Source organism: Kosakonia sp. ML.JS2a, assembly GCF_025642095.1.
Taxonomy (GTDB): Bacteria; Pseudomonadota; Gammaproteobacteria; order Enterobacterales; family Enterobacteriaceae.
Genome location: NZ_CP106754.1, coordinates 1,068,654 through 1,093,300, shown reverse-complemented (window position 1 = coordinate 1,093,300; position 24,647 = coordinate 1,068,654). Strand labels below are relative to the sequence as shown.

20 protein-coding genes are annotated in these 24,647 nt (G+C 59.9%); 12 read left to right on the top strand and 8 right to left on the bottom strand.

Annotation, left to right across the window (positions count from 1 at the left end; all coding sequences use genetic code 11):
* Positions 1 to 25: 25 nt before the first annotated feature.
* Complete coding sequence (locus N7922_RS05160) at positions 26 to 454, top strand: molybdopterin-binding protein (RefSeq protein WP_263099550.1); 429 nt, start codon at positions 26 to 28, stop codon at positions 452 to 454.
* Positions 455 to 625: 171 nt separating this feature from the next.
* Here the strand turns inward: N7922_RS05160 and N7922_RS05155 are convergent, their stop codons facing one another.
* A complete protein-coding gene (locus N7922_RS05155) occupies positions 626 to 970 on the bottom strand; it encodes a nitrous oxide-stimulated promoter family protein (RefSeq protein WP_263100838.1) in 345 nt (114 codons plus the stop codon).
* A gap of 219 nt (positions 971 to 1,189) precedes the next feature.
* Here N7922_RS05155 and N7922_RS05150 point away from each other — a divergent pair, with 219 nt between their 5' ends.
* The 9 genes from N7922_RS05150 (at position 1,190) to N7922_RS05110 (ending at position 11,162) form a co-directional block, all read left to right on the top strand.
* Positions 1,190 to 2,104 (top strand): LysR family transcriptional regulator, encoded by a 915-nt coding sequence (locus tag N7922_RS05150; protein WP_263099549.1) that lies wholly within the window; start codon positions 1,190 to 1,192, stop codon positions 2,102 to 2,104.
* A 137-nt stretch (positions 2,105 to 2,241) separates the two neighbouring features.
* The gene (locus tag N7922_RS05145; protein WP_263099548.1) at positions 2,242 to 3,669 is read left to right on the top strand and encodes a M20 family metallopeptidase; all 1,428 of its coding nucleotides are present in this window, start codon (positions 2,242 to 2,244) and stop codon (positions 3,667 to 3,669) included.
* A gap of 11 nt (positions 3,670 to 3,680) precedes the next feature.
* Positions 3,681 to 5,273, top strand: coding sequence for an ABC transporter substrate-binding protein (locus N7922_RS05140; RefSeq protein ID WP_263099547.1), 1,593 nt, complete (start codon positions 3,681 to 3,683; stop codon positions 5,271 to 5,273).
* A 12-nt stretch (positions 5,274 to 5,285) separates the two neighbouring features.
* Positions 5,286 to 6,359, top strand: a complete 1,074-nt coding sequence (locus N7922_RS05135; protein ID WP_263099546.1) for an ABC transporter permease — start codon at positions 5,286 to 5,288, stop codon at positions 6,357 to 6,359.
* Positions 6,356 to 7,288 (top strand): ABC transporter permease, encoded by a 933-nt coding sequence (locus tag N7922_RS05130; RefSeq protein ID WP_263099545.1) that lies wholly within the window; start codon positions 6,356 to 6,358, stop codon positions 7,286 to 7,288. The genes N7922_RS05135 and N7922_RS05130 overlap by 4 nt, the downstream gene beginning before the upstream one ends.
* Positions 7,281 to 8,147: an ABC transporter ATP-binding protein gene (locus N7922_RS05125; protein ID WP_263099544.1), complete on the top strand. Its 867-nt coding sequence runs from the start codon at positions 7,281 to 7,283 to the stop codon at positions 8,145 to 8,147. Before N7922_RS05130 ends, N7922_RS05125 begins: the two co-directional genes overlap by 8 nt.
* Positions 8,144 to 8,908: an ABC transporter ATP-binding protein gene (locus N7922_RS05120; protein WP_263099543.1), complete on the top strand. Its 765-nt coding sequence runs from the start codon at positions 8,144 to 8,146 to the stop codon at positions 8,906 to 8,908. The genes N7922_RS05125 and N7922_RS05120 overlap by 4 nt, the downstream gene beginning before the upstream one ends.
* On the top strand, positions 8,909 to 9,847 hold the full coding sequence (locus N7922_RS05115) for a serine hydrolase domain-containing protein (protein WP_263099542.1): 939 nt from the start codon (positions 8,909 to 8,911) through the stop codon (positions 9,845 to 9,847).
* Positions 9,831 to 11,162: an MmgE/PrpD family protein gene (locus N7922_RS05110; RefSeq protein WP_263099541.1), complete on the top strand. Its 1,332-nt coding sequence runs from the start codon at positions 9,831 to 9,833 to the stop codon at positions 11,160 to 11,162. The genes N7922_RS05115 and N7922_RS05110 overlap by 17 nt, the downstream gene beginning before the upstream one ends.
* Before the next feature lie 11 nt (positions 11,163 to 11,173).
* Here N7922_RS05110 and N7922_RS05105 read toward each other — a convergent pair whose 3' ends face one another.
* From N7922_RS05105 to N7922_RS05075, 7 genes are all read right to left on the bottom strand, one after another.
* Positions 11,174 to 14,920, bottom strand: a complete 3,747-nt coding sequence (locus tag N7922_RS05105; protein WP_263099540.1) for a bifunctional nitrate reductase/sulfite reductase flavoprotein subunit alpha — start codon at positions 14,918 to 14,920, stop codon at positions 11,174 to 11,176.
* A 19-nt stretch (positions 14,921 to 14,939) separates the two neighbouring features.
* Complete coding sequence (nirB, locus tag N7922_RS05100; protein ID WP_263099539.1) at positions 14,940 to 17,849, bottom strand: nitrite reductase large subunit NirB; 2,910 nt, start codon at positions 17,847 to 17,849, stop codon at positions 14,940 to 14,942.
* A gap of 36 nt (positions 17,850 to 17,885) precedes the next feature.
* Positions 17,886 to 18,680 carry an ABC transporter ATP-binding protein gene (locus N7922_RS05095; protein WP_263100837.1) on the bottom strand — a complete coding sequence of 265 codons (795 nt, stop codon included), beginning with the start codon at positions 18,678 to 18,680 and terminating at the stop codon, positions 17,886 to 17,888.
* Between the two features lie 10 nt (positions 18,681 to 18,690).
* Entirely contained in the window at positions 18,691 to 19,578 is an 888-nt protein-coding gene (ntrB, locus tag N7922_RS05090; protein WP_061493409.1) for a nitrate ABC transporter permease, read from the bottom strand.
* Positions 19,579 to 19,588: 10 nt separating this feature from the next.
* Entirely contained in the window at positions 19,589 to 20,848 is a 1,260-nt protein-coding gene (locus N7922_RS05085) for a CmpA/NrtA family ABC transporter substrate-binding protein (protein ID WP_263099538.1), read from the bottom strand.
* Positions 20,849 to 21,134: 286 nt separating this feature from the next.
* Entirely contained in the window at positions 21,135 to 22,391 is a 1,257-nt protein-coding gene (locus N7922_RS05080; protein ID WP_263099537.1) for a nitrate regulatory protein, read from the bottom strand.
* A 78-nt stretch (positions 22,392 to 22,469) separates the two neighbouring features.
* The gene (locus N7922_RS05075; protein WP_263099536.1) at positions 22,470 to 23,054 is read right to left on the bottom strand and encodes a TetR/AcrR family transcriptional regulator; all 585 of its coding nucleotides are present in this window, start codon (positions 23,052 to 23,054) and stop codon (positions 22,470 to 22,472) included.
* Between the two features lie 112 nt (positions 23,055 to 23,166).
* Between N7922_RS05075 and N7922_RS05070 the strand changes: the two genes are divergently transcribed.
* Complete coding sequence (locus N7922_RS05070; RefSeq protein WP_263099535.1) at positions 23,167 to 23,751, top strand: NAD(P)H-dependent oxidoreductase; 585 nt, start codon at positions 23,167 to 23,169, stop codon at positions 23,749 to 23,751.
* Positions 23,752 to 23,956: 205 nt separating this feature from the next.
* On the top strand, positions 23,957 to 24,619 hold the full coding sequence (locus tag N7922_RS05065) for a DUF3313 domain-containing protein (protein WP_263099534.1): 663 nt from the start codon (positions 23,957 to 23,959) through the stop codon (positions 24,617 to 24,619).
* The last annotated feature ends 28 nt before the right edge of the window (positions 24,620 to 24,647 follow it).

Genomic DNA, 24,647 nt, shown 5'->3' with positions numbered 1-24,647 from the left:
CCCCTTAATGTTCGATGGAGGCACTATGGCGGTTTCAGCACGTAATCAGTTAGTGGGCAAGGTCAGTGCGACCTCTCACGGCGCGGTCAACGATGAAGTTGAGTTAACGCTCGACGGCGGCGCGAAACTGGTGGCGATTGTCACCAGTAGCAGCAAAGCAGCGCTGGGTCTGGCACCGGGTAAAGAGGCCATCGCGCTGATCAAAGCGCCGTGGGTGACGCTGGCGACAGAAGATTGCGGCCTGAAATTCTCCGCGCGCAACCAGTTTGCCGGTAGTGTAACGGCGGTGACCGAAGGGGCGGTAAACGCCACGGTGCATATCAACACCGATGCGGGTTTTGAGTTGGTGGCCGTGGTGACCAATGAAAGCCTGCAAGAGCTGCAACTGGCGCAGGGTAAACGCGTGATTGCGTTGATTAAGGCATCCGCGATCCTGATTGCGACGCGCGCCTGAGTGCGATAACCCTCACCCCAACCCTCTCCCTGAAAGGGAGAGGGAGCAAACCTGCACCCACCTTATCCCCTTGCCCCTCCAGAGAGCCTGGATGAATGGAAAACCGCACCCGTCTTATCTCCTCTCCCCTCCGGGGAGAGGGCCAGGGTGAGGGGAAACGTCTTCGTCAGCCTACCCTTTGCGACGATACTTTTCGGGGAGTTCCGGCACCGGGCGTTTATCATCCATTAAATGGCGCACCGTCAACAGAGGATGACGCCACAACATACGCGGCCCTGCCCAGCGCATAATCTGCTTCATCTCTTCACGTTTGGCGGGCTGGTAACAGTGCACCTGGCACTGTTTACAGGCCGGTTTCTCTTCGCCGAACACACATTTATCCAGCCGTTTTTCCGCATACACATACAGCTCCGCGTAGTGCGACGCACTGCTGACCGCATCCGGGCAGGCGCGCTGATAAAGCGCAATCATCTTCCGGATGGTCAGTTTCTCCCGCAGGATGCGTGGACCCGACATCATTCTGACCTCATCAATAAGCTGCATAAATAATACATCTTAAGACAGGCAACATGCACCCCATTAGTGCACTTTCTGCGCAATGATGGGGGGCCATGTTCGCCCAGGGGCGCGATAGCAGGCCCCCGGCCCCGGCTGCAAGAGTGGCGCGTTTTTTGCGTAATCTACATTTCGTTTCACTCTGGAGACGTTTTCCCATTCATTTCGCAAGGTATCGCTATGGAATTGAAATGGTTCGAAGATTTTCTCAGTGTCGCCCGCAATGTCAGCTTCACCCGCGCCGCCGACGAACGGCATATCACCCAATCCGCGCTCAGTCGCCGCATCCGCCAACTGGAAGAGTGGCTTGGCGTTCCCCTGTTTGACCGCAAAACTTACCCGGTCACGTTAACGCCGGAAGGGCAAATCTTTCTCGCCACCGCCAGCGAAACGGTGTTCGCCATGACCCACTTACGTAACGATCTTCACCAACGCTTCCGTTCCCGCACCGCGGTGCTGCGTTTTGCGATGCTGAACACGCTCTCACTGACATTTTTCCCGGACTGGATCCAGCGTCTTAACCTGCAACAGCAACTGGGTTATATCCGCATGTGCAACTCGAAGCCGAGTTTTGTCGAGCACATCGCCACCCTGCACAGCGGTGAAACCGATTTTCTGCTCACCTATGCCCACGACGCCGTGTCGCTGATCCACCAGCTTGCGCCGTATCCGATGATCCATCTTGGCCGCGAATGGGCCATACCGGTCTGTCGTCCGGACAGTGACGGTCAACCGCTTTACCCCATCAATCCTCGCGGGCAACCGATCCCGTGGCTCAGTTACGGCAGCCATTCATTCTTTGCTCACGCACTGGCGCAAATGCTCAGTGAACGGCCATTGCCGCTGGAAGCGGTGTATGAAAACGGCATGTCGGCCAACCTGAAGGCCATGACGCTGGCGGGTGGAGGCGTTGCCTGGCTGCCATTAAGTCTGGTGCATGAGGAGTTATCAAACGGTTCGCTGGTTCGCGCAGGCAGCAGCGACTGGGAGATCAAACTGGCGATCCGTCTCTACCGCCAACCCGTGCTGCGCAACCCGCAGGCGGAACAACTTTGGCAATTGATCCTGCACAGTGAAGCCGCGCATGCCGCCTGACAGCGGCAGACTATGCAAAAACGGAATAGCCGGTGTGAATTGCTCATTGGCACTGGCGAAACTTTTTCCCTCATTCTGGTGGTACGGCAACGTGAAAGGCGTTTGCATTATTCCGAGCAACCAAACTGGGGAGCACCATGGAAAACAAAGCGTTAGTCTGGAAGTGGGTGGAAAAACATCAGCAGGATTTCTGCGATCTCAGCGATCGCGTGTGGGGTACACCGGAGATTTGCTACACCGAATATCGCTCGGTGGCTGAACATACCGCCATGCTAAAAACGCAAGGCTTCCGCGTGACCGAAAACGTGGCGGGCATTCCCACGGCGGTGATGGGCGAAGCGGGAAGCGGCGGGCCAGTCATCGCCTTTCTGGGCGAATACGACGCCCTGCCCGGCCTTAGCCAGGCTTCCGGCGTGGCGCACTACTCGCCATTGCCGGGCGATGGCCACGGTCATGGCTGCGGGCACAACCTGCTTGGCTCCGGCGCAATGCTGGCCGCCACCGCGTTGAAAGCCTGGCTGGAGGAGACCGGGACACCGGGGCGCGTGCGCTACTACGGTTGCCCGGCGGAAGAAGGCGGCGCGGCAAAATCCTTTATGGCGCGCGCTGGCGCGTTCGACGGCGTGGATGTGGCGATCACCTGGCACCCCAGCGCGCATCACGAGGTCGCCAAACCCCTGTCGCTGGCTAACACGCGTATGGACTTCTTCTTCACCGGACGATCGTCCCACGCCGCTGCCTCTCCGCATCTCGGGCGCAGCGCGCTGGATGCCGCAGAGTTAATGAACGTTGGCGTGCAGTTTTTGCGCGAGCATGTGCCGCAGGACTCGCGTATTCACTATGCCATGCTCGACTCCGGCGGTATCGCGCCTAACGTGGTGCAGGCCAAAGCGGCTGTGCGCTACGCCATTCGCGCCCGAGATGTCCACGCCATGTTCGAACTGAACGAGCGAGTGAAACGCGTTGCCCAGGGCGCTGCGCTGATGACCGATACCAAAGTGGACATCAGCATTATGAGCGCCGTCTCCAACCTGCTGGGCAACCGCCCGCTGGAAGAGGCGATGCAACGCAATCTGGAGAGCCTGGGCCCGGTGCCGTTCGACGCCGCCGATCTGGCGTTTGCCGCCGAGATCCAGGGCACGCTGTCGGACGAAGAGATCGCCAGTTGCTACCGCAAAACCGGGATCAAACCCGCCAAACCCAAACCCCTCAGTGACTACATCATCCCACTGGATACCCACGGCGAAGTGATGATTGGCTCCACCGACGTGGGCGATGTCAGTTGGGTGCTGCCGACCGTACAGGCGCATATCCCCACCATGGCTATCGGAACGCCGGGCCACTCCTGGCAGCTCACCGCACAAGGCAAGATGCCCGCCGCCCATAAGGGCCTTGCCCATGTGGCAAAAGTGATGGCGGCAACGGCTGTCGATGTACTGACCGATAAGGTTTTACTGGCGCAGGTGAAAAAAGCGCATTTCGAGCAGGTGAGTGAAAAACCGTACCACTGCCCGATCCCGGCGGAAGTGAAACCGCCCATCCAGCCACGCCCGGATAGCGTATAAGGAACCACGAGATGAAATACACACCGATTGCCCTTGCGCTGGCGCTAACCAGCGCCTTTAGCACCGCGCCTCAGGCCGCCACACCGCCGGACTCGCTGGTGATGGCCTGGAATATTGACGCCATCAGCACCTGGGACCCGGCGCAGATTGGCGAAGTGGTGACCAGCGAGATTTACGCCAACACGTGCGATGCGCTGGTGGAATTTGATGTGAAAGATGAGAAAAAGCTGACGCCTTCAATGGCCAAAAGCTGGGATGTCTCGGCGGATCGTAAAACCATCACCTTCCATTTGCAGGATAACCTCAAATTTCCCGACGGCACGCCCGCCAGCGCAGGCGACCTCGCGTGGTCCATGCAGCGGGTCGTGAAACTGGGCTACGGCAATGCCGCGCAAATCACCGAGTACGGCTTTAACAAAGAGAATGTCGACAGCCGCATTACCGCGCCGGATGACAAAACGCTGGTGGTGACGCTGGATAAACCCTACCCCACCAACCTGATCTTACAGGCCATTGCCGCCGACAAGGTCTCGTCGCTGATCAACCGCAAAGTCGTGGAAAAAGAAGCGGTAGAGGGCGATTTCGGCCACAAATACCTCACCACCCACACCGCCTGCGTCGGCCCGTATCAACTGGTGCGCTGGAACGCCGGTGAAGGGGTCATGTTACAGGCCACTGAGCACTACTGGGGCAAAGCGCCGGTACTGAAACGCGTGCTGATCCGCCACGTCGCAGAAACCGGTACCCAGCGTTTACTGTTGACGCAGGGCGATGTGGATATTGCCCGCGACCTGTCGGCGGACGACCTGAAAACCCTCGACGAAGGCGGCAAAGTCAAAGTTGATAAGGTACTGAAGCCGCAACTCTTTTTCTGGACCTTCAATAACGAAGATCCGATTTTCAAAAATGAAAAAGTCCGTCTCGCCATGCGCTACCTGATCGATTACGACGGGCTGGCGAAAAGCGTCATGCCTTACCTCGGCGTGCCGCGCGCCAGCTTTGTACAAATTGGCGCATTCGGCGCGCTGGACGAAAAAGCGGGCCAACCGTTCACCCTGGATCTGGCGAAAGCCAAACAGTTGCTGACGGAGGCGGGCTACCCGGACGGGTTCAGCGCCTCGGTGATTTTCGGCACCCTGCCCCACTCCGCGCCGATTGCCCAGAGCATTCAACAAAATGCGGCGAAAGTCGGCGTCAAGCTCACGCTGGAACGGATGGCTAACGCCCAGTTGTTCAGCCGGGCGCGCGGACGCGAGTTCCAGAGCGCCATGATGGCGTGGCAGACCTCCGTACCGGATGCGTACGGCAATGCCTCACGACTGGTGTTCAACCCGGATAACCGCAAAGACGCACGCGCCACGCAATACCCCAGCTGGCGTGCAGCCTACTACGACGCGCAGATGAACCAGCAGGTGGAAGCCGCTCTGCTGGAGCCGGATGACGCCAAACGTAGCGAGATGTACGCCGCGCTGCAAAAAGAAGTCATGGAGAAAGGGCCGATGGCCATCATGTTCCAGATGTACAACAGCGCGGGCATCAGCCCGGGCGTGAAGAACTGGACCTGGAATGGCTTCCGCGTCTGGTATGGCGACGCAAGTAAGTAACGGAGGTTGCTGATGTCACAGGTGATTGCACCCACCACAACCGATACCGCACCCTCCGCGCTGTGGCGTCTGTTAAGACGCATCAGCCGGGGCGCGATTTCCATCTGCTGCACGCTGCTTGGGCTGGCGGCGCTGACCTTCTTTATCGGTCGGCTGCTGCCCATTGACCCGGTAGTGGCGGTGATTGGCGATAACGCCAGCCATGAAGCCTACGAGAAGATGTATGAACAACTCGGGCTGAATCAGCCGCTGTGGAAACAGTTTGTCGATTATGTCTGGCAACTGCTGCACCTGGACTTCGGCACCGCGTTGACCACCAGCCAGCCGGTGGCGCAGGACATTGCCCGCGTCTTTCCCGCCACGCTGGAGCTGGCGACCGTGGCAGCGATCATTGGCGTCGGCCTCGGCATTCCCGCCGGGGTTTACGCCGCCATGTACCGGAATTCATGGTTTGACCATCTGATCCGTTTCGTCGGTCTGCTGAGTTACTCCACGCCGCATTTCTGGCTCGGGTTGATGGGGTTGCTGCTGTTTTACGCCACACTGGGCTGGATCGGCGGACCGGGGCGAATCGACTTTATCTACGAATTCGAGCTACATCCGGTGACCGGCTTCTGGCTGCTGGACAGCGCGCTGAGCGGTAACTGGGCGGTGTTCAAAAATGTCTTCAGCCATATCATCCTGCCCGCCTCCATCCTCGGTCTGAGCGCGCTGGCCTACATCAGCCGCATGACCCGCAGTTTTATGATTGAGCAACTGTCGCAGGAGTACATCATCACCGCCCGCGTCAAAGGCTTGTCCTGGTCGCGCTGCGTCTGGGTACATGCGTTTCGCAATATTGCCGTGCCGGTACTGACGGTCGTGGCGCTCTCCTGGGCGTGGCTGCTGGAAGGCGCAGTACTGACGGAAACGGTATTCGCCTGGCCCGGTTTTGGCCGCTACTTAACCAACGCCCTGCTGGCGGGCGATATGAACGCAGTGGTCGGCTGTACGCTGCTGACCGGCGGCATTTTCGTGGCGCTGAATCTGCTGTGCGACCTGCTCTACCGCATCTTCGATCCCCGCACGCGACAGGAGGAGCAATGACCGATTCCATTAAATCCCTGCGTATTCGGCCACGCCAGGGGTTGCGCGCCTGGCTCAGCGACCCGGCGCCGCAAACGCCACTGCAAGCCAGAGTACAACTGGGCTGGATCCAGTGGCGGCGGTTTTGCGCCAATCATTCGGCGCTGTTTGGTCTGCTAGTGCTGCTGATCATTGTCGCTGCGGCGATCTTCTCCCCGTGGCTGGCGAATCATGACATTTACGCGCAAAACCTGGCGTTGCGCCTGCAACCGCCGAACGCAGAACACTGGCTCGGCACGGATGAACTCGGGCGCGATATCTTCAGCCGCCTGCTGTACGGCGCACGTATTACGCTCTACATCGCCGGGCTGACAGCGTTAATTATCACCCCGCTGGGCCTGCTGATTGGCGCAACGGCGGGCTACCTTGGTGGCCGCGTGGATACGCTACTGATGCGTCTGGTGGATATTTTTCTCGCCTTTCCAAGCCTGATCCTTGCGCTGGCGTTTGTCGCGGCGCTCGGGCCGGGCATTGAGAACGCCATCATCGCCATTTCGCTCTCTACCTGGCCGCCGATTGCCCGTCTGGCGCGCGCCGAAACGCTGGCGATCCGCAAAATGGATTATATCGCCGCCGTGCGCTTACAGGGGGCATCCGCCTGGCACATCATCCTGCGCCACGTGATGCCAATGTGTCTGCCGTCGGTGGTGGTGCGTGTGACGCTGAATATGGCGGCGATTATTCTCACCGCCGCCGGACTGGGCTTTCTCGGTCTTGGGGCGCAGGCCCCCAGCCCGGAATGGGGCGCGATGCTCGCTTCCGGGCGCGAGTTCATGCTGAACAATGGATGGATTGCCGCCATCCCCGGTTTAGCGATTTTGTTTACCAGTCTGGCCTTTAACCTGCTCGGCGACGGCCTGCGCGATGTGATGGATCTCCGCCATGAATAATCCACTGTTAGACGTTGAAAACCTCCGCATCCTGTTTAAGGGCGCGCATGAGGATAACCTCGCGGTACGCGATGTGAGCTTCCAGGTTGGCCGGGAAAAAGTGGCGATTGTCGGTGAATCGGGTTCCGGTAAATCCCAGACCTGCCGCGCGCTCCTGAAGCTGACGCCGAAAACCGGCAGCGTGCACGCCAGCAAAATGCGCTTTGACGATATCGATTTGCTCCAGGCCAGCGAGCGACAGATGCGCACCCTTCGCGGCAACCGTATCTCAATGATCCTGCAAGACCCGCGTTTTTCACTGAACCCGCTGATGCGCATTGGCGATCAGGTGGCGGAGGCCTGGCGGCTGCATCGCCGGGTCAGCAAAGACGAAGCCCGCGCCCGCGCGCTGGAGATGCTGGAGTCGGTGCATATTCGTGATGTGGAGAACGTCGCTCGCTTGTTTCCGCACGAAATCTCCGGCGGTATGGGGCAGCGGGTGATGATCGCCATGATGCTGATCCCCGAACCAGACCTGATCATCGCCGACGAACCCACCTCCGCATTGGATGTCACCGTGCGTCGTCAGGTACTGGCGATCCTCGACGAACAGCTGCAACGCCGGCAAACCGGTCTGCTGTTTATCACGCACGATCTCAATCTGGTCTCGCGCTTCTGCGATCGGGTGCTGGTGATGTACGCCGGGCGCATTGTGGAAGAGATCCGCGCCAACCAGCTCGATCAGGCGCGACATCCCTATACGCAGGCGCTGCTCGCCAGCCAACCGCGTCTGCGCGATCCGGTAGAAACGCTGTGCGTGCCCACGCGCGATCCGGCCTGGCTGAATGGCCCCTGTTACCGTCATGGAGTTGCCCTATGAACCCGATCCCCACCGCTGAACGCGCCATCGAAATGGTCTCTCTTGGCATCGCCTTTGGTCACGGCAGCCAGCGCCGCCAGGTGGTCAACGATGTTAACCTGACGCTGGCGCGCGGAGAGAGTTATGGCCTGATTGGCGAGTCCGGCTGCGGTAAGTCCACCGTACTGCGCGCACTCGCCGGGCTGAACAATGACTATCGCGGGCATATTTTGTTTAACAACCGCGAACAGCAGCCGCACCGTGATAAACCCTTCTACCGCCAGGTGCAGATGGTGTTTCAGGATCCTTACGCTTCGCTGCACCCACGGAAGATGGTGTGGGCCAGCCTGCGTGAACCACTGAAGCTGCACAACATGGATCGGCATGAAGCGCGGATCAGCGACATCCTGCATGCGGTCGGCCTGTCCGACGCCTTCCGCTATCGTTATCCGCACCAACTCTCCGGCGGTCAGCGCCAGCGCGTGGCCATTGCCAGGGCGCTGATCCTCGAACCGACCGTTCTGTTGCTGGATGAGCCCACCTCCGCGCTGGATGTGTCGGTACAGGCGGAAATCCTCAATTTACTGAGCCACATGCGTCAACAGCGCAATCTGACCTATTTGCTGGTGACCCACGATCTGGCGGTGGTCGCTCACCTGTGCCAGCGGGTGGGGATTATGCATCGCGGGACACTGCTCGAAGAACTCAGCGCTGAACGCCTGCGTCGCGGCGAAGCCCGTGAAGACTATACGCGGCAATTTCTTGCCGCCAGCGAGGCATAAATGTTTGCACAACTGGAAAGCCAACTGGCGCAGCAGCAGAGCGCCGTGCTGCTGGTGTCGCGCAGCAATGAGGTTATCTTCCGCTACGGCGACGAAACAACGCGCTATCCCTGCCATTCGATGCGCAAAAGTTTTCTCAGCGCGCTGATCGGCTGCGCCGAAGCCGAGGGGCGTTTTGACCTCTCGCTGACGCTGGATGCGCTGGGTATTGACGATCGCGAAGGGTTAAGCGACGTGGAAAGAGGGGCGACGCTGTACGATCTGCTGACGGCCCGTTCCGGCATTTACCACCCGGCCAATTACGAAACCCCGTGGATGCGCCGTATTAAACCGTCGCGCCACCGCTATGCGCCGGGCGAGAACTGGTGTTACAGCAACTGGGATTTTAATGCGCTCGGTACGGCATGGCGGCAACTGACCGGCGAGGCGATCAATCAGGCATTCGCCAGCCGCATCGCTCAACCTACCGGTATGCAGGATTACCGCCCCCAGGAGGATAGCTGGCTGGAGCCAGGCGACAGTTCCGTACACCCGGCGTACCCCTTTATGCTCTCCAGCCGCGACCTGTTGCGCTTTGGACAGCTCTTTTTACAGGAAGGGCGCTGGCAAGGCCAGTCGGTGATCCCGGCGCACTGGGTACGGCTTAGCACCGCGCCGCTCTCTCATGCTGGCACGCGCGGCGCTTACGGTTTTATGTGGTGGGTAACCCGTGACGGCGTTGGCTGGCCACAGGCAATCTTACCGCCGGGCAGCTTTTCCGCCCAGGGCGCAGGAGGACATTACTGTCTGGTTGCCCCTTCTCATCAACTGGTGGTGGTGCATCGCGTGGACACCAGACAGGCGGGCCACGAAGTGAACCGTTATCAAACCGGGAAACTGCTGCACACCCTTTTCAGCGCACTACAGAGGCAGGAACGGCAATATGACGACCTTAATTGAAACACTGGCGAACTGGTGCGCCGCGCCAGGCCCCTTCAGCGAACGGGCGCGGCAGCTTGCCGGAGAGGCGATCACCGACACCCTTGCCTGCCTGGTGGCCGGGCGGCAGGATTTCTCCACCCGCGCGGTCGGTGAGGCATGGCGGGATATCCCCGCAAACCCGGCCCTGAGCGCGCTGATTAACGCCACCGCCGCGCATGCCATCGATTATGACGATAATTTCGCGCCGGGAATGAGCCACGCGTCAGCCGTGTTATTGCCCGCATTGCTGCCCATCGCGCTGGCGCAGGGCAGCAGCGGCAGCGCCCTGATTGAGGCCTATCTGGTCGGGTTGCAGGCACAGGCATTTATTGGCGAGGCCATCGGGTATGGTCATTACACCGCGGGCTGGCATGGCACGTCCACGGTAGGTTGCGTGGGGAGTGCAGCAGGCGTGGCAGCCTTAATGGGGCAGGATGCCGGGGCGATTGCCCGGACGTTAAGCATCGCGGTAAGCATGGCAAGCGGCGTTAAAGGGCAGTTTGGCACCCCCTTAAAGCCCTTTCATGCCGGAATGGCTGCGCGCAATGCGGTCGATGCGGCAACCCTTGCCCGTACCGGCATGCAGGGGCGGCTGGACATTATCGAATGCCCGCAGGGCTTTGCTGAACTCTATGCCGGAACCCTGCGTACGCCGGACTGGCTTAACGATCGCCTGCACGTCATTGAACGTATTGGCGTGATGCCCAAAAAACACCCCTGTTGCGGATCGACACACCGTATTCTCGATGCCATCGCCGATTTACAGGCGCAGCGGGCCTTCACCGCCGATGAGGTTGAGCAGGTGCACTGTCTGGTGGGGATCTCCAACTGGCGTAACCTCGCGTACCCGCAACCGACTGACGAGATGCAGGCGCGTTTTTCCATGCAGTATTGTGTGGCGGTGATGCTGGAGAAAGGGGCGCTCAGCGTGGCGGATTTCACCCCGCACGCGGTGGCGACGCAGGCCGATGCGCAGAAACTCGCACGGATCACCATGGAAGCCTGGACGCCGGAGCAGGAAGCCGAAGATCCGGCCCTGCCGCATGTGTTAACCCTGACGCTGAAGGATGGTCGTACGCTCAGGCATGCGCGCTTGCGGGCGAAAGGTGCGCTGGAAGAGCCGTTCAGCGACAGCGAGCGTCAGGCGAAATTCCTCGACTGTTGCGCCCGGTTGCCGAATGCGCAGAAGCTTTACGATCGCTTGCACGCACTGAACAGCGCCAGGGATATCGACTTTATTCGTCAGATGGTGGTGCAGCCCAGCGCCCGCGAGGCTGCATTCTTCACCCTCTGACGTGGCGACGGTTAATAGACATCCCGCAGATAGCGTTTTTCCTGCGCCAGCGTCGCGATCCAGGCGCTGGCGTCATCCATGTTCATCCCGCCATGGATCTGCGCCACCTGTCTGAGCGCGGCATCCACATCTTTCGCCATGTGGTTTGCATCGCCACAGACGTAGAAATACGCCCCTTCAGACAGCCAGCGCCACAGCGTTTCGCCCTGCTCCAGCATGCGATGCTGCACATACACTTTCTGCGCCTGATCGCGGGAAAAGGCGGTGGTAAAACGGTGCAATACCCCCTCTCGCTGCCAGGCTTCCAGCTCATCACGGTAGTAAAAATCCGTCGCCGCATGCTGTTCACCAAAGAACAACCAGTTGCGCCCCGTGGCGGCGGTGGCCTGCCGCTCCTGTAAGAAACCGCGAAATGGCGCAATACCGGTGCCTGCACCGACCATAATGATCGCCGCGTTAGGGTCGGCGGGCAGGCGAAAATGCGGCGACGCATGAATAAAGATCTCTGCACTCGTGGCACGATCCGCAAGGAACGTAGAGCAGACCCCGCCGCGCTGTTTACCTTCACCATAACGTACCGTGGAAACGGTCAGTTGCACCTGCTGCGGCGAGACGGTCGGGCTGGAAGAGATGGAGTAAAAACGGGGCTGCAAGCGCCGCAACACCGACAACCACTCCGTAGCCGTCGCGCGAACAGGGAACATCCGCAGCAGGTCGATAATCTGCCGCCCCCATAACCACTGCGGTAAGTCCTCTTTACCTTCGCTGCTGAGCAGCCCGTTAAGCGTGGCGTTCGCTGCCCGTTTGCCGACAAATTCCAGCACCTCCGGCGTGATCCGCGTGATATCAACATGGCGGGTTAGCGCCTCAGACAGCGGCATTACCCCCTGTTCCGCCACCTGCACTGGCGTATGCCCTGCCAGTCCCAGCGCGTCGATGATGTGCGCCACGCTCTGCGCGCTGTTGCTCGGCCAGACGCCTAACGCATCTCCGGCCTGGTAGTGCATGCCGCTGCCCTGCAAATCAAAGGCAAACTGACGGATCTCTTTTTCCGCCCCGGCACCGCTCAGACGCTGGTTGATCACCAGCGGTGCCGATAACGGCGCATGGCGGCTAAAACCGGGCGGGAGATCATCGCAAGGGTCGCTGAGCACAACAGTGGACGCATCGCACAGTAATTGCAGCAGGGTGTTGAGCCACTGGTGCGCAGCCGCGCTGCCCGCTTCACAGTCCACACGCGCGGTGAGCCGCTGCGCGCCTAATGCCGCCAGGCGTGCGTCGAGCTGGCGGCCAAAACCGCAAAACCGATCGTAGCTGGCATCCCCGAACGCCAGCACCGAAAACGCCGTGGCAGAGAGTTGCGACGCAGCCGCATCCTGCAACGCCGCCCACAGCGCTGCGCCGTTATCCGGCGGGTCGCCATCGCCGAAGGTGCTGGCAATCAACAACACCTGCGGCGCCGCGGCGAGATCCGCAACAGCAACGTGGTTCATCGCGCAGAGTCTGACCGTCATCCCGCTGCGCCGGAATCGGTCAGCGCAGGTGTGCGCAAAAGATTCGGCATTGCCGGTGGTAGAGGCCCACAGCATCAGCACATCCGCCGAGCCCTCTTCGTCTGCGGCGGGTGTGTTGTCGGCAGGTTTGATCACCGGCTGCTGGCTGCTGCGCACCAGCGAAATGGCGCAGAATTTCAGCTCGGGTTGCCACGACAATGGATCGACCGCATCGCTGGTCACCGCGTTGATCGCCAGTTTGTCACCGAACAGATCGTTCCAGTGGAACGGGGCAAAACAGTGACCGGTAAGCACGCGATCGGTCACTATCGCAGGCAAGGTGGCGGAACCGCGCCGGGAGCGCACATCCACATGATCCCCTGCGTGGATCCCCAGCCTGTCGGCATCCTGCGGGTGGATTTCGATAAACGGCCCCGGATTGAGCTTATTCAGCAGTGGGATTTTGCCGGTCTTGGTCAGCGTGTGCCACTGGTGCTGGACGCGCCCGGTATTCAGCACCAGCGGGAAATCCGCGTCCGGCATTTCTGCTGGCGGCAGATCCGGGCGGGCAAAAAAGTGTGCTTTACCGCTGGCAGTGGCAAAGCGCAGCGTTGAGTGCCGGTAACGAATGGGATGGCGGGCATCGTTGTCCTCCGGTGGACAAGGCCATTGCAGCGGCGTTTCACGCAGCCGCTGATAGCTGGCGCCACGCAGGTCGTAGCCGGTATCCGGGTTCCACGCCTGGCGGAGTTCATCAAACACATCGCTGGCGCGGGCATAGGTAAAACCGTCGGCATACCCCATTTCGCATGCCACCTGCGCGATGATTTGCCAGTCGGCAAGCGCCTCACCCGGCGGGGTCACCGCCTGTTGCATAAGCGTCATGGTGCGTTCGGAGTTAACCATCACCCCTTCGGCTTCCGCCCACAGCGCGCCGGGCAGCAGGATATCGGCGTAACGGTTGGTTTCGGTATCAAGAAAGGCATCCTGGGCGATCACCAGTTCCGCCCGCTGTAGCCCGGCAATCACCTTTTGCCGGTTCGGCACACTGGCGACCGGGTTGGTGCAGATGATCCAGCAGGCTTTGATACGCCCGGCGCACATCTCATCAAACAGCGCCACCGTGCCGTCGCCGCAATCCGCACGCAGCGTGCCCGGCGGGCGCTGCCATAGCTGTTCAACAAAGGCGCGATCTTTTTCCACCAGCACCGAGCGTTGCCCCGGCAACCCCGCTCCCATATATCCCATCTCGCGGCCGCCCATGGCGTTCGGTTGCCCGGTGAGGGAAAAAGGGCCGCTGCCAGGGCGGCAAATCGCCCCGGTCGCCAGGTGCAGATTGCAAATGGCGTTGGTGCTCCAGGTACCGTGCGTGCTCTGGTTCAGCCCCATCGTCCAGCAGCTCATCCACTCGCCCGCCTGGCCAATCCACTCCGCCGCCTGGCGAATATCGGCTTCCGCCAGTCCGGTGCGTTCCGCCACCCACTGCGGCGGGTAATCCTGCAGGAAGTCCGGCATCGCCTGCCAGCCTTCGGTAAAACGCTCGATAAACGCCTGATCGGTGTGACCGTTTTGTACCAGCAGCGCCAGTAGCCCGTTGAGGAGTGCCAGGTCCGTACCGGGGTTGATTTGCAAAAACAGCGAGGCTTTCTCCGCCGTCGCTGTTCGACGGGGATCGACGACAATCAGTTTAGCCCCGGCGTTTACCCGCTCCATCATGCGCAAAAAGAGGATCGGGTGGCAGTCGGCCATGTTGGCGCCGATCACCAAAAACAGATCCGCGCGATCGAAATCATCATAGGAACCTGGCGGTCCATCCGCCCCCAGCGACAGTTTGTACCCCGTGGCGGCGCTGGCCATACACAGCCGGGAGTTGGACTCGATATTGTTGGTGCCGATAAACCCTTTCGCCAGTTTGTTCGCCAGATATTGCGCTTCAAGGGACATCTGCCCGGAGACGTATAACGCCACTGCATCCGGGCCGTGATGTTCCACAATATCCCGCAGCCGCCGGGCCGTTTCGCGGATGGCGTCGCGCGCCTGAACCTGAACCGGCTGCTGCTGGCGGTCGCTACGCAACCACGCCTGCGCCAGTCTGCCCGGCGCAGTCAGGGCGACAGCGCAACTCTGGCCTTTGGTGCACAGCCGACCGGCGTTTGTCGGGTGCATTTTATCCCCCGTGACGCTGATAATGCGCTGGTTTTCCACGTTCATGACCAGCCCGCACCCTACCCCACAATAGGGGCATACGCTTTTTATCTGCTCCATTTTCGCCCCCTGATGCGGTTTATGACACTTCGGCAATCGCCGGGAAGAGCGCCTGATCGACAGGCATGCGGTACACCCAGATTTGTCCGTGCGCCACTTTTACCGGCCACACGCGCACCCGCAGGGCAGCATCATCCGGGCTGACGCCATCGGATAAGCGAAAACGTTTTTTGTAGAGCGGCGAAATCACCACCGGTTCACCCGCAACGTCGCCCACCAGCCCGCGCGACAGCACATTGGCGTTGCTACCGGGTTCGTGGTTTTCCAGGGCGAAGATGTGCGGCGCGCTGCCCGGCAAATGAAACAGCGCGATTTGTTGCTGACCAAGGCGCGCCGCCACACCTGCGTTGGCCGGAACGTCAGCCACAGCGCCAACGTGGAGCCACTCATCCTCACCCGGCTTCGCTGTGCGCTGCGCCGGTTTTTCTTCCGCCGTGGCAGGGCGGATTTGCCCGCGTTCCGGCACCATGACCACCGCTTCGTCAGGGTGATCGCTATTGATAAATCCGCGGAACAGCAGGCGGTTTTGCGGGTTATCCAGCGTGGTTTTCCATTCGCACTGGTAGCTGTCTACTACCTGCTGCATCTCGCTTTCCAGCTCTGCGCCAATGCCGAGACTGTCCTGCAAAATCACCTGTTTGAGGTAATCAAGGCCGCCTTCCATGTTGTCCAGCCAGGTGCTGGTGCGCTGGAGCCGATCGCCGGTGCGGATGTAGAACATCAGCAGACGATCGATGATGCTGATCAGCGTTTCACTGTCGAGATCGCTGGCGAGCAGATCAGCGTGGCGTGGTTTCATGCCGCCGTTGCCGCACACATACAGGTTCCAGCCTTTGTCAGTGGCGATCACGCCAATGTCTTTGCCCTGCGCCTCGGCGCACTCGCGGGTACAGCCGGAGACCGCCATTTTGATTTTGTGCGGCGCGCGCAGGCCCTTGTAGCGGTTTTCCAGCGCAATCGCCATGCCGGTTGAGTCCTGCACGCCGTAGCGGCACCAGGTGGAACCGACACAGGATTTCACCGTGCGCAGAGACTTACCGTAGGCGTGCCCGGTTTCAAACCCGGCGGCAATCAGTTCTTCCCAGATGGCGGGTAACTGTTCGAGGCGCGCGCCAAACAGATCCACCCGCTGCCCGCCGGTGATTTTGGTGTAGAGGTTGTAGCGCTGCGCCACCTGACCAATGGCAATCAGCCCCTGTGGGGTGATCTCCCCGGCCGGAATACGCGGCACCACGGAGTAGGTGCCATCTTTCTGGATATTGGCAAAAAAGCGATCATTGGTGTCCTGCAGCGGCAGATGCTGCGGCGTTAACAGGTACTCATTCCAGCAGGACGCCAGCATCGACCCCACCAGCGGCTTACACACTTCACAGCCGCTACCGCGCCCGAAGCGCGCAATCAGCGCATCAAAGCTGCGAATGTCATGCAGACGGATCAGGTGGTATAACTCCTGGCGCGACCAGGCAAAATGCTCGCAAACGTCTTTTTTCACTTCGACGCCCCGTTGCGTCAGTTCATGCTCCATCACCTGTTTCAGCAACGGAACGCACCCCCCGCAGCCGGTACCGGCTTTCGTGCAGCTCTTGATCGCCCCCAGTTCTGTACAACCCCCGGCAACGGCAGCGGCAATGTCTCCTTTACTGACGTTATGACAGGAGCAGATTTGCGCACTGGCCGACAGCGCCGCCACGCCGAGTCCTTTTGGCGCATCGCCGGAACGGGCCGGCAGAATGAGCGTCTCCGGCTGGGCGGGTAGCGGCATGGCGTTAAGCATCATTTGCAGCAGCATGCTGTAATCGGCGCTGTCGCCAAGCAACACCGCGCCGAGCAGTCGTTTGCCATCAGCGGAAACAACGATTTTTTTGTAGATTTCGTTCGGGCCGTCGGTCCACTGATAGCTCTGAGCGCCTTCAGTTTTGCCGTGTGCATCCCCCAGCGACGCCACCTCCACGCCGAGCAGTTTCAGTTTGGTGCTCATATCCGCACCGGTAAACGGCGTTTCCTGCTGCGCCAGCCGATCCGCCACGCTGCGCGCCATCTGGTAACCCGGCGCGACCAGGCCAAAGATCTGCCCGTTCCACAGTGCGCATTCGCCAATGGCGTAAATCGCTTCGTCGGAAGTCTGACAATGATCGTTAATGACAATGCCGCCGCGCGGCCCTTTTTGCAGTTGCGCGCTCTCCGCCAGTTCATCTCGCGGGCGGATCCCGGCGGAAAACAGCAGCAGATCCGTTTCCAGTACGCTGCCGTCAGCAAAGCAGAGGCGGTGTCGCGCCTGTTCGCCGTCGACGATCTCCCGCGTCTCTTTGCGGGTATGCACCTTCACGCCCAGCGCTTCAATTTTGCGTTGCAGCATTGCCGCGCCGCACTCATCCAGTTGCACCGCCATCAGGCGCGGGGCGAACTCAACGACGTGGGTCTCCAGCCCCAACTGACGCAGCGCGTTAGCCGCTTCCAACCCCAGCAACCCACCGCCGATGACCACACCGCTTTTGGCCTGTTGCGCGCAGGCAGCAATGGCGTCCAGATCGTCCAGCGTGCGATAGACCAGGCAGCCAGGGCGGGTATTGCCGCTGATCGGCGGCACAAACGCATATGAGCCGGTGGCGAGCACCAGTTTGTCGTAGTGGGTCTCAACGCCTTGCTCGTCGCGCACGCAGCGTTGCTGGCTGTCGATAGCGACAATTTTGCTGGCGCTGCACAAGGTTATGCCGTGGTCGGCAAAGAAACCTTCGCTCACCAGCGACAGTGACGCGGCGCTGCGCCCGGCGAAATACTCCGACAGATGCACGCGGTCATAAGCGGGTAAACGCTCTTCGCCAAACACCACAATCTCGTACTGCTGATGCAGTCCACGCGCCACCAGTTGTTCAAGGAAATAGTGCCCAACCATGCCGTGGCCGATCACCACTAATACCGGCTTTTTCATAACCTGGATCCTTACATCGAAAGAGGGGAAGAGACGTCAGGCCGCTTTCGGCTGTTTCTCGTAGAGGAACTGCAACACCTGCTGGCGGTATCGCTGGTAGCGGGCGTCGTCGGCCAGCGCCACGCGGGAACGCGGACGTTCCAGCTCCACCTCCATGATTTCGCCGACGGTTGCCGCCGGGCCGTTGGTCATCATCAACACGCGGTCCGACAGCAGCACCGCTTCGTCCACGTCATGGGTGATCAACACAATGGTGGTGTGCAGGCGTTGCTGGATTTCCATCACCGCATCCTGCAAGTGAGCGCGGGTTAAGGCGTCCAGCGCGCCAAAGGGTTCATCCATCAGCAGCACGCTGGGTTTCATGGCCAGCGCGCGGGCAATGCCGACACGCTGTTTCATGCCGCCGGAGATTTCGTGCGGGCGCTTATTCCACGCGTGGGACATATGCACCAGGTCGAGGTTATGCATGATCCATTCATGCATCTCCTGTTTGGGCATTTCACCGCGAAACACCTGGCGAACCGCCAGCGCGACGTTGTCGTAGGCGGTCAGCCACGGCAGCAGCGAGTGGTTCTGAAACACCACGCCGCGCTCCGGCCCCGGTCCGTCGATTTCACGGTTATTGCACAGCAGCCCGCCGCTGGTGGGCTGCGTCAGACCGGCAATCAAATTCAACAACGTGGACTTGCCGCAGCCGGAGTGACCGATCAGGCTGAGGGTTTCACCGGTGTGAATGTCAAAGCTCACGTTGTCCAGCGCCAGGAACTCACCGCTGCGGGTGTTGAAACGCTGGCTGACCTGCTGTACCTGAATAATGGGCGTTGTACGCATCATCGTCTCCTTAGCGGTGGCTGTAGTTAAAACGGCTGGCTATCCACATCAGACCCTGCTCCAGCAGCAGGCCGACAACCCCAATCACCACGATAGCAATAATGATGTTTTCCACGTTCAGGTTGTTCCATTCGTTCCAGATCCAAAAACCGATGCCGATGCCGCCAGTCAGCATTTCAGCGGCGACAATCACCAGCCAGGCGATGCCAATCGACAGGCGCATACCGGTGAGGATGCCCGGCAACGCCGCTGGCAGCAGGATTTTGCGCATAATGGCGAACTCCGACAGCCGCAGCACCCGCGCCACATTCAGGTAGTCCTGCGGGATCTGCCGCACGCCTTCCGCGGTGTTGAGGATCATCGGCCAGATGGAGCAGATGAAAATCGTCCAGCTGGACGCCGGTTCGGCGCGCTGAAACAGCAGCAGGCCAATCGGCAGCCAGGCCAGCGGGCTGACCGGACGCAGCAGAGAGATCAGCGGGTTGAGCATGTTGGCGACAAAGCGAAAACGGCCAATCAGGAACCCGGCGGGAATGCCCACCAGCGCAGCGAGGCCAAAACCGGTCGCCACGCGCTGCAACGAGGCCAGCACGTTCCAGCCAATGCCCTGATCGTTTGGCCCGGCGATATAAAACGGATCGGCGAACAGGGTCAGCGCCGCCTGCCAGGTTCGCCACGGGGTGGGAAACCCTTTACTGTTGAGCGCGGCAACCTGCCACAGGCACAGCAGCAGGCCAATACCCAGCAGTGCCGGAACCCCGCGTTGCATCAGCGGACGAAGCAACGGCACGCGGCGGCGTACCACCGGTTTAGCGGGTAACGGGACGATCTCTGCCTGCGTACGCGCGGGCGGTGTGTTGTCCAACGGAATGGGGATAATTTGCGCCTGATTTTTCATCTGCGACCTCTCACTTCTTCACGCTAAAACTATTGGCGTACGCGGCAGGATTGCTGCCATCCCAGCGCACGCCATCCATCAATACGCTGCTGCGCATGTCGCTGCCCGGGAGCGAAACATTGCCCACCGCAGCAGCAGCCTGTTTGTAGATATCAATGCGGTTAACCTGGCGGGCGATGGCAAGGTAATCCGGGTCTTCGGTGAGGAATCCCCAGCGTTTATGCTGGGTGAGGAACCACATCCCGTCCGACAGCCACGGGTAATTCACCTCGCCATCATGGAAGAAACGCATGGCGTGCTGATCGGTCCAGCGTTTACCGATGCCGTTTTCGTACTGCCCTAACATGCGCCCGAGGATGGTCTCTTCTTTGGTGTTGAGATACGCGCGCCCGGCAATCACGCTGGCGGTTTCCCGGCGGTTGGCTTCAGAGGCGTCTATCCAGCGGGAGGCTTCAAGGATGGCGGCAGTGAGCGCACGGGCGCTGTTGGGATTTTTCTCCACCCAGTCGGCGCGCGTGCCGAGCACTTTTTCCGGATGATCCGGCCAGATATCCTGCGTCGTGGCGGCGGTAAAACCGAGATTGTCGCTGATGGCGCGCTGGTTCCAGGGCTCACCCACGCAGTAGCCGACCATATTGCCAATCTTCATGTTCATCACCATTTGCGGCGGCGGCACCACCACGCTGCGAATGTCATTCAGCGGATGGATGCCCGCGCTCGCCAGCCAGTAGTTAAGCCACATGGCGTGCGTACCGGTCGGAAAGGTCTGGGCGAAGGTATACGTGCCCGCCGGGCTGGCAGCGATGTGCTTTTGCAGAGTGGCCAGGTCGCTGACGCCCGCATCGTGCAGTTGATTCGCCAGCGTGATCCCTTGCCCGTTCTGGTTGAGGGTCATTAGCGATGCCATGGCGGTTTGCGGGCCGGAGAGCCCCATTTGCAGACCATAAAGCTGACCGTAAAGCATATGCGAGGCGTTCAGCTCACCCGACACCACCTTGTCACGCACGGCGGCCCAGTTGGCCTCTTTGCTGGGGAGCAGGGTAAAACCGTATTTTTTGTCGAAGCCTTTGACCGACGCCATCACCACCGATGCGCAGTCCGTCAGCGGGATAAACCCGACGCGGATCTCTTTCAGCTCTGGCGCATCGGAGCCTGCGGCCCACGCGCGGTTGACGACGGATGGCAGCAGCAGACTGCCGCCCAGCGCTGCGCTACCCAGTAAAAACTGACGGCGGGAAACCGTCATCCCCTTTGTTTTGTTGTCGCTCATTGCCACCCTCGCGCTGCTCACCGTTGTGGGGATGCAAAAAAAAACGGCGTCCATAAGCCGGTGCAAAGCTGCACGCTTATGGACGCCGTTGTCCGGTTAACATACGCCCGACCGCCGTTGGCCGCGCATGCGTTATGTTGTGTTGTTGCTACGTGACTAAAGCAAGGGCTGTGCCAGGGTCAACGGATGGCGCATTTACGCCCTTCAGGGCCGCCAGAAAGCGGTTTTCCTCACGTTTTCGCACTATCACAGAGCACATTTCGCACCCTTCACGTGCAGCTACCCCTTAAGTATTAGGCTGAAAAACGTCTGCCACTGCCAGCATTGCGCTGGCGATCTCAATCAGCTTTTTGTTCTGATTCATCGCCATCCGGCGCAGGGTTTTGTAGGCCTCTTCTTCGCTAATCTGCCGGTGCTGCATCAGCATGCTTTTGGCGCGCTCGATCTGTTTGCGTTCATTGAGCGTTTCACGCAGCGCCGCCAGTTCGGTATCCAGCGCTTGCAAGCGTCGCGACTGCTGCTGCACCAGCGTTAACAAGGAGCGCCCGAGCTGCGGGCGTACGCCGCCGCTTTCCAGCCAACCGTGGGAATCAATAAACACCGAATAACCGCTCTCTTCCCCTTCCTGCGGCGGCATCAGGCTTTCCAGATCCGCCCGCTGTTCACTGTTGGCCTGTTCTGTGGCGGCGATGCGCGCCCGGCAATGGGCCATCAGGGTTTGCGCCAGCGCATCTTCCAGCATTTTCATCTCATCAATGCGCTGCGTGGCCAGCGCAAACCAGCGCAGACAGCTGTCCGCTTCAATGAATTCGCGCCCGGTACAGGCAATGCGTCGTAAGCGTTCAAACTGGCTGTCGGTGGTCATCTGTTGCCAGCGCAGGCGGTGCTCGTCATCGGCAAAATCGGCGAAGGTGGCGAAACAGCGCTCCTGGCGTTCAATAAGATCGAGCCATTTTTGCTGTGTCTCGTCGCTGAAGGTGCCAACCGCAAAGGCCGCCGCCCCCGTTGCCCGCTCCTGCCCGGCGTACTCCTTGCCCTGCATAAAGCTGAACATGGCAATTAGCGCACGGGAAATGGCGGGTTCAGCGGCGGTATCGGAGAGCTCAAACACCAGCGAAAGCAGGTTGCGGATGATGTCGTTAAAAAAGGTCATCGCCTGCGGTAAACGCAACGCGCGCTGGCGGATTTGCTGGCGCAGGGAAGGCAGTAAACTGAGGGCATAGACCACGCTCGCCACGTGGCTGAACAGACGACTGGCTTGCGGCAGCGCGGCTATCTGGCTTTCCAGTGTGTCGAGCTGCATCATCAGCGGCGCTTGCGCTTGCGCCACATCGCGCTCGCGCAGGAGTAACTCATCGGCAAACTGGCTGTCCGCCGAGCAGAGGAACATGTTGGATGTTCCCCGCTCGCGTTGCAGCATATGCACCAGTTGGCTGATTTTGCCCACCAGTTCACCGCTTTGCAGCAGATAACGCAGGCTGTTCAGCTCGCACTGGCGCGAGGCTAACAGGAAACGGATGGTGGTCGACGAATTGGCTATCATGCGCGTGCTCCCGGGAAGTCAATACTTCACTAATGCAAGCAACGCGCCAGCCATTATGTTATTGCGCTTTTTGCCCCGTCACGCTGCACGCACCATTCCCATAATGACCGCGCACAATTCCTCTTTGGCCTGGACGTCGGTGACAGCCCCCTGAACCACCGCCCACGCCAGTCCTTCGGCGGAACCGAGCATCGCCCACAGTGTCGCATCACGCAGCGGATGGGTGCAAAATGGCGCAAACAGCGTTCGGCATTTGTCAGTGAAGTCGACAGCATACTCCCGGCGGATTTTTTCCAGCTCCGGCGTTCCGGCCAGCGCCGCCAGTACGCTTGGCATTTCACGCCCTTGCAGCAACACACACTCGATATAGGCAGTGGCAATCACCGCCGCCAGTTTTTCCGGCGTCGCTTCGGTACGGCTGATGACATCATCCATTTTCTGGTTCTGCCGCTGATCGTATTCGCGGTACAGCGCCGCCAGTAACCCGGAACGGCTGGTGAAATGATCGTACACCACCGGTTTTGTCACACCCGCACGCTCCGCGAGATGCCCGAGCGTCAACGCCTCCGTGCCTTCATCGCGAATAATTTGCCATGCCACTTCCACCAGTTGCGTATAGCGATCTTCACGCGTCAGACGTTGACGCACACGGGTATCGCTCATGCTCTCCTCCCTTGACAGTCTTACATACCAAAGGTAACTTACTAATGGTAGGTTACCTTTGGTATATAAGATTACGTTCCTGCACGCCGTCTGGCAACGGAGGAGGTTTGATATGCATGCGTTGATCGTCGTTTCTCATCCAGTAACTCACTCTTTAACCCACAGCGTGGCGCAGGCGGTCGCCGACGGGATCACCGCGGCAAATGCGCACAATAGCGCCGAAATCGCCGATCTGACACGGGAAGGTTTTAACCCGATCTTTTCTGCGGAAGATAGTGCCGCTTTTGCACACGCCGCGCCACTGCCCGCCGATGTCCTCGCCGAACAGGCGCGTATCGACAATGCCGACGCGCTGGTACTGGTGTTTCCTATCTACTGGTGGACCATGCCGGGCCTGCTGAAAGGCTGGATTGATCGCGTGTTCTCCAATGGCTGGGCCTATGAAGAGGGCAGCAACGGCAAGGTGGCGAAAAAGCTCGGGCATTTGCCGGTGCACCTTGTAGCACTGGGCGGTGCCGACCTGAAGACGTTTGAAAAGCATGGCTATGCGCAATCCTGGAAGACGCAGATCGCTCACGGTATTTTTGATTATTGCGGCGCGCCAGTGATGACCAATACCACGCTGATGATGCCGGATCTCGGCACGCCGGAAGCCTGTTTGCACCAGGCTCATGCGATAGGACAACGGATCTTTTGAGCGGTGCGCCCCTGCTGACGGGGCGCATTACCACCTTATGCACCACGCATCCCGCCGTTCTCCCTGGCGAGTGAAATAATCACCCGGAAAAACTATCCCTTGACTTTGATCCTCGGCGAATTCAATACTAAACCGTACGGTTCAGTTTAGTTTCATAACTGCGCCACCCGGTTCAATAATCAAGCGCGATAAAAGGGTTTTTCGCATGAAAACAATCTCCAGGGGCATTCCCCCGACACTGCTGTTGCTGACGGTTTTCCTGGCAGGCTGCTCAGGAAGCGACCCGGTTCGCTATGCAGGATTACAGTCTACAGCCCAACTGCAACCCAATACCGGCGATAACGCGTCGCGTATTCCTTACCGCTACAGCAAACCGGTGGACTGGCAGAAGTACCACAGCGTCATCATTGAACCGGTGAGTCTTTACAGCGGCAGCGATAGCCAGTTTGACGACATGTCCTCATCAGACAAACAAGCGCTTGCCAGCTATATGCAGCAAAAGTTCCGCGAAACGCTGCAACCGCGACTGCGCGTAGAAAGCACGCCAGCCGCCGACACCCTACGCCTGAAATTAACGCTGACCGGCGCAGGCACCACGCCGCAGGTGGTGGGCACCGTCACCAAGTTTGATCTGGCGGGCGGCCCGTACAACATTGTGCAGTCGATTCGCGGCGGGCAAGGCATGATGAGCGGCTATGTGAATTACGCCGTTGAAGTGTATGACGCGACCAGTAATCAATTGCTGCTGGCGTATGTCGCCAAACAGTATCCCAACGCCATGAACGTCTCAGCCACGATTGGCTCGCTGAGCGCCGCTGAGGTCGGCATTGATAAAGGAGCGGAAGAGCTGGCGGAGATGCTGAAGTAGCCCCGAGGCGCACTCCCCGTGCATTCGG

Bases quoted from the DNA above. Each gene is read 5' to 3' on its own strand.
- N7922_RS05160 (WP_263099550.1), top strand. From the start codon at position 26: ATGGCGGTTTCAGCACGTAATCAGTTAGTGGGCAAGGTCAGTGCGACC.
- N7922_RS05070 (WP_263099535.1), top strand. From the start codon at position 23,167: ATGCATGCGTTGATCGTCGTTTCTCATCCAGTAACTCACTCTTTAACC.
- N7922_RS05065 (WP_263099534.1), top strand. From the start codon at position 23,957: ATGAAAACAATCTCCAGGGGCATTCCCCCGACACTGCTGTTGCTGACG.
- N7922_RS05085 (WP_263099538.1), bottom strand. From the start codon at position 20,848: ATGAGCGACAACAAAACAAAGGGGATGACGGTTTCCCGCCGTCAGTTT.
- N7922_RS05125 (WP_263099544.1), top strand. From the start codon at position 7,281: ATGAATAATCCACTGTTAGACGTTGAAAACCTCCGCATCCTGTTTAAG.
- N7922_RS05155 (WP_263100838.1), bottom strand. From the start codon at position 970: ATGTCGGGTCCACGCATCCTGCGGGAGAAACTGACCATCCGGAAGATG.
- N7922_RS05080 (WP_263099537.1), bottom strand. From the start codon at position 22,391: ATGATAGCCAATTCGTCGACCACCATCCGTTTCCTGTTAGCCTCGCGC.
- ntrB (WP_061493409.1), bottom strand. From the start codon at position 19,578: ATGAAAAATCAGGCGCAAATTATCCCCATTCCGTTGGACAACACACCG.
- N7922_RS05115 (WP_263099542.1), top strand. From the start codon at position 8,909: ATGTTTGCACAACTGGAAAGCCAACTGGCGCAGCAGCAGAGCGCCGTG.
- N7922_RS05140 (WP_263099547.1), top strand. From the start codon at position 3,681: ATGAAATACACACCGATTGCCCTTGCGCTGGCGCTAACCAGCGCCTTT.
- N7922_RS05150 (WP_263099549.1), top strand. From the start codon at position 1,190: ATGGAATTGAAATGGTTCGAAGATTTTCTCAGTGTCGCCCGCAATGTC.
- N7922_RS05075 (WP_263099536.1), bottom strand. From the start codon at position 23,054: ATGAGCGATACCCGTGTGCGTCAACGTCTGACGCGTGAAGATCGCTAT.
- N7922_RS05130 (WP_263099545.1), top strand. From the start codon at position 6,356: ATGACCGATTCCATTAAATCCCTGCGTATTCGGCCACGCCAGGGGTTG.
- nirB (WP_263099539.1), bottom strand. From the start codon at position 17,849: ATGAAAAAGCCGGTATTAGTGGTGATCGGCCACGGCATGGTTGGGCAC.
- N7922_RS05095 (WP_263100837.1), bottom strand. From the start codon at position 18,680: ATGCGTACAACGCCCATTATTCAGGTACAGCAGGTCAGCCAGCGTTTC.
- N7922_RS05110 (WP_263099541.1), top strand. From the start codon at position 9,831: ATGACGACCTTAATTGAAACACTGGCGAACTGGTGCGCCGCGCCAGGC.
- N7922_RS05105 (WP_263099540.1), bottom strand. From the start codon at position 14,920: ATGGAGCAGATAAAAAGCGTATGCCCCTATTGTGGGGTAGGGTGCGGG.
- N7922_RS05135 (WP_263099546.1), top strand. From the start codon at position 5,286: ATGTCACAGGTGATTGCACCCACCACAACCGATACCGCACCCTCCGCG.
- N7922_RS05120 (WP_263099543.1), top strand. From the start codon at position 8,144: ATGAACCCGATCCCCACCGCTGAACGCGCCATCGAAATGGTCTCTCTT.
- N7922_RS05145 (WP_263099548.1), top strand. From the start codon at position 2,242: ATGGAAAACAAAGCGTTAGTCTGGAAGTGGGTGGAAAAACATCAGCAG.